The following is a 13,862-nucleotide window of genomic DNA, read 5'->3' as shown; positions in this document are numbered from 1 at the left end:
CAAATGGAGAAGCAACGGACCCTCGCTTTCGCACTGAGCATCATCAGCGTGAAAGTGAGGGCTTTTCGTTTTTCTCCTTATTTAATGCCAGCACTGTCGCCGTCGCACCCAGCGCAGTACAGATCAGAGAATTCAACGTCAGCAGACCAGAACCGAAATCGGGGATCAGTAACGAGGCAAGCAGCATCACAACACCCAATGCCGTCACAGCGATACCGATCCAGAACGGAATCGAGTGCTTTCGAGTCTTGGAAGGTTGAGTATCAGTACGAGCCATAGCGTCGCCGATGTTAGTCCCCGAGCCTGTTGCTTGCTCAGTCAGATTGGGTCGATCTAGTAAGTGGGCCTAAAATTGGGCCTGTGAGCATCGGCAAAGTTCTTCTGTATTACTGCTTTAGTCCCATCGAAGACCCCACGGCGATCATGCTGTGGCAACGCACCTTGTGTGAGTCTCTGGGACTGAAAGGTCGCATCCTTATTTCTTCCCACGGTATTAACGGCACCGTGGGTGGCGACATGGACGCGTGCAAGCGCTACGTCCGCGCCACCAAAGAGTACCCGGGCTTCAAGAAGATGGAGTTCAAGTGGTCCGAAGGTGGTGCTGAGGACTTCCCGCGTTTATCGGTGAAGGTACGCGACGAGATTGTTGCCTTCGGCGCACCCGATGAGCTGCAGGTTGATGAAAACGGTGTTGTCGGTGGCGGTGAGCATCTGAAGCCGGAGCAGGTCAATGAGCTCGTCGAAAAGCGTGGCGACGACGTCGTATTTTTTGACGGTCGCAATGCGATGGAAGCTGAAATTGGCAAGTTTAAGAATGCCGTTGTGCCGGATGTGCGCACGACCCATGACTTCATTCAGGAGCTGGAATCCGGCAAGTACGACTGGATGAAGGATAAGCCGGTGGTGTCGTATTGCACCGGCGGCATTCGCTGCGAAATTCTTTCCGCGCTGATGAAGAACCGTGGTTTTAATGAGGTCTACCAAATTGATGGTGGCATCGTTCGCTATGGCGAAAAGTACGGCAACGATGGGCTATGGGAAGGCTCGATGTATGTCTTCGACAAGCGTATGCACCACGAGTTCGGACAGGGTCTGAAAGATCCAGGATTCGTCCAATTGGGTCACTGCGTGCACTGTGGAAAGGGAACAAACACCTTCCACAACTGCATCAACGAGGACACGTGCCGTCAACAAGTTCTAATTTGTGACGACTGCATCCAGAACACCGAAACCCAGCACTGCGGACGTCCCGACTGTGCCGAGGTTGCTGCTGAATTAGCGCAGGCCAGCGAGTAAATCTGGGTAATTGTCCTTGGTGAGAGGCGTGGAAAATCCACTAGTGACTAGTGGAAAACTCCACACCTCAGGTGTATAAAACTCCAGAAGTTATGCGTCTGGCGTGATTGCTGGACGGTGTGATTACTGGCCGGTGAGGAGGACGGTCTGGAGGCCGGTAAAGGCCCAGATCATGAAGTGGGGGACGAGGAACCAGAAAATGCCCATCCAGGTGCGCCAGCGTAAGTACTTTTTGAGTTTGCGGACCATGATGACAGCGCAGCCCAGCATGCTGACAAGGGGGACGACGATAACGGAGTAGCCCCAGATTTGGCGCTGGGTGGGGGTGCACAGCCAGGCGGAGTCGCCATCGCAAAGCTCGCCGCCCTGGAAGCGGAAGATCACCGCAAGGATCATGGCCACCGCATAAGACAGGATGATGGTGACGATTAGGTAGATGATGGCCTGACGCGAGGAGGCGCGGTTGGAGGCGGCGACCTCAGCCGGATCGGGTTGATCGGCAAGTTCGTCGAAGTCCCGCGGCTCCGGCCGACGCAGGTTGGAGTAGTCGGCGTCGCTAGTTAAATCGTTTTCGGGATGCTCCGGACTCATGCTGTTTAGCTTAGCGGCCAAAGGGGCGAACCAAAATGGGGACGCCAAGATGCGGAAGCATTTCGGTGGCGCGGGAGCCTAAGAAGACGCGTTCGATGGGGCCTTGGGCAGATGAGGACATGCAGGCGATATCGCCCTTCTTCCACTTCAGCGAGTCGATGGCGCCGCCCCAGCCGTTGCCGGTACCGACTTCGGCGGAGACGTCGATATCGCCGACTTCTTTTTGGAGCAAGTCGCAGGCGCGGTCCATGCGGGCCAGGCTATGCTCCCGCCAATCACGGGTGAGCTTCTTGGTCACGTCAATATCGTCGTTGAGAGTCGGTGCCATCAGCCCGTCCGGAGAGAAGACCAACAGGCGCAGAGGGGTATCCCAGCGTTGGGCAAGCTTGCCGGCGATGGTCAGACCGGGCTCGACTTCCTCGTCGCGTTCGTTGATGATGAAGTTCACGCGCTTGATGCCATTTTTAGACAGCTTGATGCCGCGCGGAATCAGGGCGAGTGGGATGGGGGAGTAGTGCAACAGGGCATCGGCAGTCGAGCCGGCGAAGAAGCGGCCCTTGGGTGCAGCCTGGTTGGGGCCTAAGACGATGAGATCGGCGTCGTAATCTTGGGCAACGCCGGTGAGCAGGGTGGGGCGATTGGGGCCATCGACAAGCACGGAAGGCTCCTCATCCCAGGCAGATTCCGGGATGCCATGCTCATGGAGTTCGTGGCGCACGCGCTTGGCCGTGGCCTCTTTTTCCTTCTTGTACCACTTTTTGTACTTGCCACCCAGCTTGGACAAAGAAGTAGTAGCCCAGGGCTGATAGAGCGTGGAAGCCACGCGCACCTGGACGGGTTGGGTCTTGTGGAGCCAGGCTGCGAATTCTAAAACCTCAGTGCCAGTGGACTGCGGGGACCAGCAAACGAGCAGTCGCACGGGACGGTCGTTGTCACCGTTGAGCTGAGAGGAAGAGGAATCTTTTGCCATACAGTTATTGTCGCGTCCTTATAGGGGAACAATCTTGTATTCATTATCGCCCGGAGGGCGGCAAAAGAAGAAATTAGTCCCTGTCCATTGTGGGACGATACACATCTGCCAGGCGGGAGATGATGCGAGTCAGATCGCGAGCCTCGTCCATTTCGTTCGGATCCAGCCACTGCAGAATCTCAGCGAGTGCTTCCGCACGCTGCTTGGAGACGACTTCCAGCTCCGATTCGCCCAAATCGGTAAGAGCAACCAGCACGCCGCGGCGGTCCTGCTCGTCCCGGCGGCGCTCCACGAAACCGTGGCGTTCCAATTGGTATAGCGCATTAGAAGCGGTAGGCATGCGGATGAGTTCCGCCTGCGCAATGGTCGACACACGCGAAGGGCCGCGCATGCGCAGCTGGTTCATGATTGAGACCTGCGAGGTCGTCAGGGATGAACCTTCGGTAGTGCGCTGGAACAAAAGCATCAGCTTGTTCAGCGAGGGCTGGATCGCTCGGGCGACTGCGAGGGCGTCCTCGAAGTTTGTGGGCGGTTTCGGAGCTGGTTCACTCATAGGCACCGATCTTAGCGTGTTAAGGCCTAAAGAAAGCTTAGGGGGGTAAAAATTTTGTAAATTCCCCCTAAGCTTCTACTACTCGGATTTGGTCTAGTCCTCGCCGCGGATGAAGGCCTCGAGCTGGGCGCGGGCTTCATCGTCAGCCAGCTGCACCGGTGGGGACTTCATCAGGTAGGACGACGCCGGCAGGATCGGGCCAGCCAGGCCGCGGTCCAGAGCAATCTTGGCTGCGCGCACCGCATCGATGATGATGCCAGCGGAGTTCGGGGAGTCCCAGACCTCCAACTTGTATTCCAGGTTCAGCGGAACCTCACCGAAGGCAGAGCCCTCGAGGCGGACATAAGCCCACTTGCGGTCATCGAGCCACTCGACGTAATCGGACGGGCCGATGTGCACGTTGCGGTCAGCCTGCTTACCGGCGATAGGGGAGTCATGCAGGTTGGAGGTGACAGCCTGAGTCTTGGAGATCTTCTTGGACTCCAGGCGGTCGCGGTCCAGCATGTTCTTGAAGTCCATGTTGCCGCCGACGTTGAGCTGCATGGTGCGGTCCAGGCGCACGCCACGGTCTTCGAAGAGCTTGGCCATCACGCGGTGGGTGATGGTGGCACCGACCTGGGACTTGATGTCGTCGCCGACAATCGGCAGGCCAGCGTCAACGAACTTCTGTGCCCACTCCGGGTCAGAGGCAATGAAGACTGGCAGGGCGTTGACGAAGGCACAGCCGGCATCGATAGCTGCCTGTGCGTAGAACTTGTCTGCCTCTTCCGAACCCACCGGCAGGTAGGAGACAACCACGTCGGCGTTGGCCTCACGCAGGGCGGCAGCAACGTCGACGACCGGAGCGTCGGACTCTTGGATGGACTCCTGGTAGTGCTTGCCCAGACCATCGTGGGTCGGGCCGCGCTGTACGGTCACGCCGAGCTCAGGGACATCGGCAATCTTGATGGTGCAGTTGCGGGAAGCCTCCGTAGCAACGGAGAGATCCTGGCCGACCTTCTCAGCATCGACGTCAAAAGCAGCGACGAACTCGACGTCGCTGATGTGATAGTCGCCGAACTGGGCGTGCATGAGGCCCGGAATCTTCTCATCGACAGAAGCATTGCGGTAGTACTCCACACCCTGGATGAGCGAGGTGGCGCAGTTACCAATGCCGACGATCGCGACCTTTACTTTTTCTGACATTCTTTCTCCTAGTCAGTTTCTTTTCGCACTTTTATCGCGCAGTGTCCTTGCTCGTTGGGCAAGGCGTGGGCGAGATGTTGTGCGTTAGTTCCGAGAATCGAGCGTAAGTCCATTCCTTCGCAAATAGGTACCTGGGCACGAGGTGGATCGATAAAGTAGCCACAATTAAGATGGTGGGGGTGAGTTCTGTGGCCTATAAACACGTGGTTTCCCACGCGTGGGAGCGTGCCCAACACCTGCGGCAGCTGCGCGCCGGGCAACTACAACGTGAGGAAGTATGTGACGCTGACTTCCTCTTGCGTGCGGCAGCAGAACACCACGGCGTCGCTATGCAGCAGGACTGCCCCATTTGTGGTGGACCTTTAACGCTGACCCGGTGGATTTACGGTGACAATCTCGGCAGACGGTCGGGCAGTGCCCGTTCTGAGCAGGAAATAGCGGATTTGGTAGCCGAAGGCTTGGAATTTACCGTCCATAACGTAGAGGTCTGCAGGGAATGCCGCTGGAATCACCTGATTAGGGCCGCAACGGCCTGTGCTGCGTGTTAGTTTCTCGCGTACAGGATTCGGCAGTAAGCTGCAAATATCTAGTTTTAGTCCAACTGATGAATGAGGGCACAAATCCGTGACCGATAAGGAACAATCCCCGGATGCTGAGGCGGGCACCGCAACCAAGGTGGCCAAGCCAGAAGAAGAGGGCCGCCGTCGCTGGCCCTGGATTCTGCTGGCAGTGCTGGTTGCGCTGATCGCTATTCCGGCTGCGCTGTTTGGTTTCGCATATACCCAGTACAACGTGCCGGAACCGGAGGAGATGGCAAATAACCAGATCTCCACCATTTACGCCAACGATAGCCAGACCCAGTTGGCGCGTTTGGTGCCACCGGAAGGCAACCGCACCCACGTGGAGCTCGACGAGATCTCGGACTACACCATTGATGCAGTCCTGGCGGCTGAGGACCGTGACTTCTGGGACAACCCGGGCTTCTCGGCTTCCGGTCTGGGTCGTGCGGTCATCGGCCAGCTCACTGGCAACCCCTCAGCCGGTGGTGGCTCGACCATTACCCAGCAGTACGTGAAGAACTCCCTGGTCGGCGATGAGTACTCCTACGCTCGTAAGATGCGTGAGCTCATCTACGCCATCAAGATGACCAACCAGTGGGAAAAGGAAGAAATCCTCAACGCCTACCTGAACACGGTCTATTTCGGCCGTAACGCTTATGGCATTCAGGCAGCAGCGAGCGCGTACTTCGACAAGCCTGCTAGCGAGCTGACCGTGGAAGAATCCGCGATGTTGGCCGGTGTCATTCAGTCGCCTTCCGTGTTGGACCCATGGCAGGACGAGCAGGCATCGGAAAACCGCTGGAACTACGTCATGGATGGCCTGGTGGAAGAAGGTGCCCTGCCCGCTGAACAGCGCTCGGGCATGCAGTTCCCGCAGACCCGCGATCCTGCTGAGTACTCCGCGTACACCGAGGCACCGGGCGCGAATGGCCACATCAAGAACCACGTCGTGGCCGAGCTGGAGGCCGTCGGTATTACCGAGGACGAGGTTGCTACCAAGGGCCTGCAGATCACCACGACTATTGACATGACCGTGCAGAACGCCAGTGTCGAAGCAGTTGATTCCAACCTGGCACCGCTGCAGGACGATGCCCGCGCAGCCGCTGTGACCATCGACCCGTCGAACGGCGCAATCCGCGGCTACTTCGGCGGCCACGATGCCACCGGCTGGGACTACGCGAACGCACCGCTGCAGACCGGTTCGACCTTCAAGATCATGGCGGTTGCTGCAGCACTGCAGCAGGGCATTGGCATCGACACCGTGTACTCTTCGGCACCGTTCCAGCTGCCGGGTTCGCAGGTAGTCACCAACGTCAACGGTTCCGGCTGTGGCGCATGTAGTGTCCGCGAGGCACTGGAGAAGTCCTACAACACTTCCTTCCTGCGTCTGCAGGATGACCTGGCAAACAAGACTCAGGACACCGCCGATATGGCACACGCTCTGGGCGTGGCTGACTCCCTGCCGAACATCGACAAGACCCTGACCGAAAATGGCCAGACCCCGTACGAGGGCATCGTGCTGGGCCAGTACCAGTCCCGTGCAGTGGACATGGCTTCTGCTGTGGCCACCCTGTCCAACGAGGGCATCTGGCACCAGCCGCACTTCGTGGAAAAGGTCGAGACCGCTAACGGTGAGGTTCTTTACGAGCACCCGTACGACGGTGGCGAGCGCCGCGTATCAGCCAACGTTGCCAACAACACCATTGAGGCTATGAAGCCGATTGCCGCATGGTCCAACGGTGCGCTGGCCGGCGGCCGTGAATCTGCCTCCAAGACCGGTACTTCCCAGCTGGGCGATACCGGCCTGAACAAGGACACCTGGATGGTCGGTGCCACCCCGCAGCTGTCCACCGCAGTGTGGGTCGGTACCGCTGACAACACCTCTGCAATCTTCAACGAGTGGGGCGGCAACATGTACGGTGCCGGCGCCCCAACCCAGATTTGGAAGTCCATCCTGGACACCGCGCTGGCAGAGGCTGAGTACGAGTCCTTCCCGACCGCTTACCCGGTCCGCTACCACTCCGCAGGTGCTGGCTACGGCGGCGGCAGCGCAGGCTACTACGACCCGGGCTACAGCACCGGCGGTGGTGGCGCTGCAGCAGAGCAGCCTGCCGAAGAAGCCCCAGCCGAAGAAGCCCCAGCCGAAGAGGAAGAGCCCGCTAACGAGCCAGACACCCCATCTGAGAACGGCGGCAACGGCGGTAACGGAAACGGCGGCAATGGCGGCGGCAATGGCGGCGGCAACGGTAACGGCGGTGGCGACGACTCCGGCGGTGGCGGCGGTGCCCCACCAGCACCGGACGTGCCATCACTCGACGACATCTTGGGTGACGTAGAAAGCATCTTCCAGTAGCCAAACCCCACCTAGCAAGGAGCCGCGGTGCGAAGTCAGCTGTCCCAACAGCCGCTTACCCGCGGCTTCGTCGATCGCCTCGGCGGTCCCCGCGGTAGCCACGCCCGTGGCCCGGTGCAATCCTGGTGGACACCGCTGCGCATCATCCTTGCTGTGGCATGGACTTTCTTGGCCGCAGGCTTTCTCTCCAAAGCTAATTGCGCCGTTGGCAAGCCTGGCCCGGGTGGCACCTCGGTGCTCAACTGGGACGGCAACCGGCAGTACACCTCGGCCTGCTACAACGACATCATCCCGCTCTACGCCGGCCGCGGCCTGGACGAGCCGGGCTTTCCCTATGCCTACTCCTGGGTCGAAGATGGACTGACCCGCTACATGGAATACCCGGTGCTCACCGGCATGTTCCAGGGTCTTATGGGCTTTATCGCTCGCCACACCTACGGCCTGGTGTCCTGGGCTGGCGTGCCGGAATCCGGCTGGTACTTTGCGCTGACCGCCCTGGTCCTGTCCTGTTTCTGGGTCGGCACCCTCATCCTGGTCACCCGACTGCTGGGGAACCGCACCTGGGATGCACTCTTGCTGGCTGCTAGCCCACTTATCGTGGTCCATGCCTTCACCAACTGGGACATCCCAGCGGTCTTCTGCGCGGTTGCAGCCCTTTACGCCGCCAGCCGCGGGCGCACTGGCTGGGCCGGTGTCTGGATCGGCCTGGGCACTGCGGTGAAACTCTGGCCGTTGTTCTTGCTTGGCGCTTTCTTCGTCATCGCCTGGCGCAACCGCCGTTGGAAGCAATTCGGCATCCTGGCAGGTACAGCCATCGGCAGCTGGCTCGCGGTCAACCTGCCCATCTGGTTGGCCTACCCGGAAGCCTGGGGTGAGTTCTACCGCCTGAACCAAACCCGCGGTGCGGAATGGACCACTATCTACGCACTTCTGCAGCGCGTCTTTGGTTTCACCTTCTCCCCGGAATTCCTCAACACCTTCTCGTTGTTGGCCTTCCTCGGCCTGTGCGCGGCGATTGCCATCTTTGGTGTTCGCCTGCGCCGCAGCCCCCACCTGGTGGAACTTATCGTGCTCATTCTGGTGGCCTTCCTGCTGTTTAATAAAGTCTGGTCGCCGCAGTACTCCCTGTGGCTGGTGGTTCCGGTGGTCCTGGCCCTTCCGCGCTGGCGGTTGTTGGTGTGCTGGATGCTTGCCGATGCCGCCGTGTGGCCCATCCTCATGTGGCACATGTTGGGCACTGACAACCTGGGCCTTCCACACGAATTCTTAGATGTTGCCGTACTGGTGCGCGACGGCTTCATCATCGCCATCGCCGTGCTGGTTATCCGCCAGATGCGCGGCAAGGGTCAGGACTTGTTGGCCGGGCCCGATCGACTCCTTGGAAAGTTTGCAGCATGATCATCACCATCATTGGAATTGTGTCCATCTTCGTTGGCTTTCTGTGCGTGATGGGAGCCTTTTATAGCTTCCACCGCGGTGAGGACCGCCGTCTACCTATAGCCCTGGGGCTGTTGGGCTTGGTCTTTTTGACCGTCGTGCCGGTGATTTGTGCGGTATTTTTCGCCGCTACCTCTAACGGATAGATTTCTTTTCCGCAGGCAAATGCGGTACTGTGGTGGGGTTGCTTGACGCAACGTACCCTCCTGCCACATCCGCAAAGGTGATGTGGCCGAAAAACTACTAGACCACAGGAGGTGATGAGGTCCGTGCGTCACTACGAAGTCATGATCATTCTGGATCCTAATCAGGATGAGCGCACCGTAACCCCGTCCCTGGATAAGTTCCTCGAAGGCATCCGCAAGGATGGCGGCAAGGTGGAAAACCTTGATGTTTGGGGCAAGCGTCGTCTCGCTTACCCGATCGACAAGAAGGAAGAGGGCATTTACGCCGTCGCTACCTTGGAGTGCGAGTCCCACTCGGTGCTCGAGCTCGATCGTCGTCTGAAGCTCAACGACAACATCCTGCGTACCAAGGTTCTGCGCACTGACAGCAAGTAACGGATACTGGAATCACACGATCCACGTAACCGATAAGGAGAACTGACCATGGCCCAGGGAGATACCAACATCACCGTCGTTGGCAACGTTGTTGCTGACCCGGAACTACGCTTCACCCCAGCGGGTGCAGCCGTAGCAAACTTCAAAGTCGCTTCCACTCCACGCCGCTACAACTCGCAAGAGAACCGGTGGGAAGACGGCGAGGCTATGTTCCTGACTTGCAATGTCTGGCGACAGGCAGCTGAAAACGTTGCAGAAACCCTGACCAAGGGTATGCGCATTGTCGTTACCGGTCGTCTCAAGGCGCGTTCTTTCCAGACGCGTGAAGGCGACAACCGCACTGTGTTTGAGATTGACGTCGACGAGGTCGGCCCGTCTCTGCGCTTTGCCACCGCACAGGTCAACCGCAATCCTCGCGAGGGCGGTAATAACTATGGCGGCGGCGGACAGCAGGGCCAGTCCAACCAGGGCGGCTTTGGCGGTAACCAGCAGTCGCAGCAACCGCAACAGCAGCAGTCCCAGCAGCAGTCTGCTCCTTCGAACGATCCGTGGAACTCCGCACCGCAAGTTGGCGGTTTCGGAGGCGCTGATTCCGAACCCCCGTTCTGATCTGTCACGCATTTGTTCATCGAATAACAAACTCAATTGAAAGGCAGGGATCATGAAGCTGATCCTCACCGCTGCCGTTGAGAACCTCGGCGCCGCTGGCGATATTGTTGAGGTTAAGGACGGCTACGGACGTAACTACCTGCTTCCACGCGGCCTGGCTATTGTTGCCACCCGTGGTGCTGAGAAGCAGATTGAAGGCATCAAGCGTGCCCAGGAGGCCCGTGAGATCCGCGACCTGGACCACGCACGCGAGGTCCGCAACCAGCTGGAGCAGCTGGAGCAGGTCAAGGTAGAGGTCAAGACCTCTGAGAAGGGCAAGCTCTTCGGCTCCGTTACTGCAGAAGACATCGCTAACGCCGTGAAGCAGGCTGGCGGCCCGAACCTGGATAAGCGCATCATCGATATGCCTAAGGGCCTGGTCAAGAAGACCGGCAACTACCAGGTCGAGGTCAAGCTGCACGCTGACGTTCTCGGCAAGGTGAACTTCTCGGTCGTTGCTGCTTAATTAGGCGCACGACGGTCACATAGACCCAAAGACAACAGCAACACTTAAAAGGCTCCGTTGCTGCCATGTGAGGTGGCAGTTGCGGGGCCTTTAGTGCGTTTTACACAAGTTACCCACAACACCTGTGGATAACTCTGGGGATACGGGGTAGTGGTTTAACCTGTCTTAACTTTTTCGACACGTTGTTTACGTGCAGGTGAGGCGGTTATCCACGTATTTTGAGAGATTTTCCACAGTCACAAAAACCTGTCCTGACCTGCAGAAATAATAACCCCAGGTGAGCGCTATGAAAAGTTATCCACAACCACCAACAGGGACTTTGTAGAGCAATTCTCCACTGACCTGGCAATTCCACAGGCTGCTGTGGATAACTTTCACAGTTGTACCCAGGGGGTAGGTCTCCTGGCCGGTTTGGAACGGGAGGCTAGACTGTGGCTGATAGTTACGGGGGAAGAAAGGAATAAGTCCGAAGATGACTAACGCCAGCTTCGATGACGAGGCATACGTGCCACCGGAAGAGCCGCAATATCGGCCACAGCAGGAAGAGCCGCAGCGCTACGGGGAGTTCCGCCAACCACCATCCGATAAGGAAGCAGAGCAAGGCGTCCTCGGTGCGATGTTGCTTAGCCCCAACACGGTCATGGAGGTCATCGAGGAACTCGACCCGGATGACTTTTACTACCCGGCACACTCGCTCATCTACGGCGCGATGCTGGATTTGTATGCACAGGGCACCGATATCGACGCGGTGATCGTTGCATCCCGCCTGGATCGCTACAACAACTTAGAGCGCGCCGGCGGTGCGCCTTATCTGCACACTCTGCTGGCGACGGTCCCTACGGCCGCCAATGCCCGCTACTACGCCGAAATCGTCGCGGAGAAGGCAGTGCTGCGCAAGCTTGTCGATGCCGGCACCCGCGTCGTCCAGCTCGGCTTCTCTGGCAACGAGGACGCCGAAATTGAATCGGTCCTCGACCGCGCACAGCAAGAAGTCTTTGCCGTGGCGCAAAAGAAAACCACCGAGGACTACCACGTGCTCGGTGATTTGATTGACCCCACCATTGACGAACTCGTCGCCCTACAGCAGCACGGCGGCGCCGAAGCTGGCGTGCCCACCGGCTTTATTGACTTAGACAAGCTGACCAACGGCCTGCGTCCTGGTCAGATGATCATCATCGCTGCCCGCCCGGGTGTGGGTAAGTCGACCCTGGCGATGGACTTCATCCGCTCTGCCTCCTTGGAACACGGCAAGACTTCGGTCATCTTCTCGCTGGAGATGTCAGCCTCGGAAATCATCATGCGCCTGCTCTCTGCGGAAGCAGAGGTCAAGCTGTCTGATATGCGCGGCGGCAACGTCAGTACCGAAGACTGGGCAAAGATCGATGACACCTTAAACCGCATCCAGGATGCCAAGCTGTTTATCGACGATTCGCCGAACTTGACGATGATGGAGATCCGTTCCAAGGCCCGTCGCCTCAAGCAGCAACACGGCCTGGACCTACTGGTGCTCGACTACATGCAGCTGATGTCTTCCGGCAAGAAGGTCGAGTCCCGTCAGCAAGAGGTCTCGGAATTCTCCCGCTCGCTGAAGCTGCTGGCCAAGGAACTCGAAGTCCCAGTCATCGCTATTTCGCAGCTGAACCGTGGTCCGGAGTCCCGTACCGACAAAAAGCCACAGCTCGCCGACCTGCGTGAGTCCGGTTCGCTGGAGCAGGACGCCGACATGGTTATGCTGCTCTACCGCCCGGATTCCCAGGACCGCGACAACGAGCGCGCCGGCGAGGCCGACATCATCCTGGCCAAGCACCGTGGCGGCCCGATCGACACCATCCCGGTGGCCCACCAGCTGCACTACTCGAAGTTCGTCAACATGGCGCACGGCTAAACGCCAAGCGTTTAGCCGTGCCGATCCGAACGCAAAGCGTTGGCCACTATGCGGCCAACGCTTTGCCCTTCAGCTCGGGGAGGGCAGCCGCGGCGGCAGCTGCAATAGCGAAAGCGGCGGCGAAGAGGACGAAGAGCCAGCCCTTGCCTGCGGTAGCCACCAGTGGCGGCACGATGAGTGGCGCTATGATCGATGCGATGCGGCCAAAGCCGGCGGCAGCGCCGGTGCCGCGACCGCGCAGGGCGGTTGGGTAGAGCTCTGGTCCAATGGCATACAGGGCACCCCAGGCGCCTAGGTTGAAGAAGGACAGTACGCAGCCGGCCAGCACGATGGTGACGGCAGAGCCAGCGAAGCCGTAGGCGCCGGCAGCCAATGCGGAGCCCACCAGGAACACGGCGAGGGTGATGCGGCGTCCCCACTTTTCGATGAGCCAAGCGGCCGTCGCATAGCCGGGCAGCTGCGCCAGGGTAATGATCAGGGTGAAGCCAAAGGACGTGACCAGCGTGTAGCCGTCCTGGACGAGCAGCGACGGAATCCAGATAAACGCGCCGTAGTAGGACAGGTTCACGCAGAACCAGATGGTCCACAGGGCAATCGTGCGGCGGCGCAGTGCCCCATCCCAGATGGATGTGGCATTGACGTGCGGTTCCGGGGTGGGTTCCGGTTCTTTGTCGGAGTGCGCAACACCGACGGCGGCAGCTTCAAACTCCTGGACGATTTCTTCAGCTTCGTCGTGACGGCCTTTGCTTTCTAAGAAACGCACCGATTCCGGCAGCTTCATGCGCACGTACAGGGCATAAAAGGCCGGCACCATGCCGAGGGCCAAGCCCCAGCGCCAGCCGTTATCGCCGGAACCGACGACAAAGGTGCCGATAATCGCAGCGAGAATCCAGCCAAGTGCCCAGAAGGCTTCGAGGATAACGACCATGCGGCCGCGCACACGGCGCGGAGCAAACTCCGAGACCAGCGTGGAGGCCACGGGTAGCTCAGCACCCAGGCCGAGACCGACAATAAAGCGCAGGACAATAAGGATGCCTAAGCCGGTGGCTAGGGCGGAAGCGCCCGTCGCTAAGCCATAGACGAGCAGCGTTAGGGCAAAGACTTGGCGGCGGCCAATTTTATCGGCCAGCAGACCGCCAAAGGTGGCGCCGACAGCCATACCGACAAAGCCCGCGGAGGCGAGCCAGGAGGTTTCGGTGGCCTCTAAATTCCAATGCACCGCAAGTGCGGCCATGATGAAGGAAATCAATCCGACATCCATGGCGTCTAAGGCCCAGCCGATGCCGGAACCAAAGAGCAACTTGCGGTGCTTAGGGGTAACAGGAAGGCGGTCTAACCGCTGATTTCTAGTGAGCATG

The 13,862-nt window shown here is 59.0% G+C and carries 15 protein-coding genes; 9 read left to right on the top strand and 6 right to left on the bottom strand.

The window, feature by feature from the left end; genetic code table 11:
* Positions 1-43: 43 nt before the first annotated feature.
* Positions 44-277, bottom strand: a complete 234-nt coding sequence (locus UL81_RS11860) for a hypothetical protein (RefSeq protein WP_144407191.1) — start codon at positions 275-277, stop codon at positions 44-46.
* Between the two features lie 83 nt (positions 278-360).
* On the opposite strand from UL81_RS11860, the gene trhO reads away from it, so the two are divergent.
* Entirely contained in the window at positions 361-1,296 is a 936-nt protein-coding gene (trhO, locus tag UL81_RS11110) for an oxygen-dependent tRNA uridine(34) hydroxylase TrhO (protein ID WP_035106174.1), read from the top strand.
* Positions 1,297-1,419: 123 nt separating this feature from the next.
* Here the strand turns inward: trhO and UL81_RS11105 are convergent, their stop codons facing one another.
* The 4 genes from UL81_RS11105 to UL81_RS11090 form a co-directional block, all read right to left on the bottom strand.
* A complete protein-coding gene (locus tag UL81_RS11105; protein ID WP_035106175.1) occupies positions 1,420-1,887 on the bottom strand; it encodes a hypothetical protein in 468 nt (155 codons plus the stop codon).
* A 10-nt stretch (positions 1,888-1,897) separates the two neighbouring features.
* Entirely contained in the window at positions 1,898-2,857 is a 960-nt protein-coding gene (locus UL81_RS11100) for a universal stress protein (RefSeq protein ID WP_046453605.1), read from the bottom strand.
* A gap of 73 nt (positions 2,858-2,930) precedes the next feature.
* Complete coding sequence (locus UL81_RS11095) at positions 2,931-3,410, bottom strand: MarR family winged helix-turn-helix transcriptional regulator (protein WP_035106176.1); 480 nt, start codon at positions 3,408-3,410, stop codon at positions 2,931-2,933.
* 93 nt (positions 3,411-3,503) lie between these two features.
* Positions 3,504-4,595, bottom strand: coding sequence for an inositol-3-phosphate synthase (locus tag UL81_RS11090; RefSeq protein ID WP_046453604.1), 1,092 nt, complete (start codon positions 4,593-4,595; stop codon positions 3,504-3,506).
* Between the two features lie 170 nt (positions 4,596-4,765).
* On the opposite strand from UL81_RS11090, the gene UL81_RS11085 reads away from it, so the two are divergent.
* The 8 genes from UL81_RS11085 (at position 4,766) to dnaB (ending at position 12,504) form a co-directional block, all read left to right on the top strand.
* Positions 4,766-5,143, top strand: a complete 378-nt coding sequence (locus UL81_RS11085; RefSeq protein ID WP_179944100.1) for a DUF5318 family protein — start codon at positions 4,766-4,768, stop codon at positions 5,141-5,143.
* A gap of 76 nt (positions 5,144-5,219) precedes the next feature.
* On the top strand, positions 5,220-7,508 hold the full coding sequence (locus UL81_RS11080; RefSeq protein WP_035106177.1) for a transglycosylase domain-containing protein: 2,289 nt from the start codon (positions 5,220-5,222) through the stop codon (positions 7,506-7,508).
* 27 nt (positions 7,509-7,535) lie between these two features.
* Positions 7,536-8,906 (top strand): glycosyltransferase family 87 protein, encoded by a 1,371-nt coding sequence (locus UL81_RS11075; RefSeq protein WP_035106178.1) that lies wholly within the window; start codon positions 7,536-7,538, stop codon positions 8,904-8,906.
* Entirely contained in the window at positions 8,903-9,091 is a 189-nt protein-coding gene (locus tag UL81_RS11070; RefSeq protein ID WP_035106179.1) for a hypothetical protein, read from the top strand. The genes UL81_RS11075 and UL81_RS11070 overlap by 4 nt, the downstream gene beginning before the upstream one ends.
* Positions 9,092-9,214: 123 nt before the next feature.
* The gene (gene rpsF, locus UL81_RS11065) at positions 9,215-9,505 is read left to right on the top strand and encodes a 30S ribosomal protein S6 (protein ID WP_179944099.1); all 291 of its coding nucleotides are present in this window, start codon (positions 9,215-9,217) and stop codon (positions 9,503-9,505) included.
* Between the two features lie 48 nt (positions 9,506-9,553).
* A complete protein-coding gene (locus UL81_RS11060; RefSeq protein WP_035106182.1) occupies positions 9,554-10,114 on the top strand; it encodes a single-stranded DNA-binding protein in 561 nt (186 codons plus the stop codon).
* Positions 10,115-10,166: 52 nt separating this feature from the next.
* A complete protein-coding gene (gene rplI / locus UL81_RS11055; RefSeq protein WP_035106183.1) occupies positions 10,167-10,619 on the top strand; it encodes a 50S ribosomal protein L9 in 453 nt (150 codons plus the stop codon).
* A gap of 472 nt (positions 10,620-11,091) precedes the next feature.
* A complete protein-coding gene (dnaB, locus tag UL81_RS11050; protein WP_035106184.1) occupies positions 11,092-12,504 on the top strand; it encodes a replicative DNA helicase in 1,413 nt (470 codons plus the stop codon).
* A gap of 46 nt (positions 12,505-12,550) precedes the next feature.
* On the opposite strand, the gene UL81_RS11045 is transcribed toward dnaB, so the two are convergent.
* Positions 12,551-13,861, bottom strand: coding sequence for an MFS transporter (locus UL81_RS11045; RefSeq protein WP_035106185.1), 1,311 nt, complete (start codon positions 13,859-13,861; stop codon positions 12,551-12,553).
* Position 13,862 lies beyond the last annotated feature (1 nt).

Origin of the sequence: Corynebacterium camporealensis (assembly GCF_000980815.1) — a bacterium.
GTDB lineage: Bacteria > Actinomycetota > Actinomycetes > Mycobacteriales > Mycobacteriaceae > Corynebacterium > Corynebacterium camporealense.
Note: the sequence above shows the minus strand (reverse complement) of the source record. Positions and strands in the feature narration are given on the sequence as shown.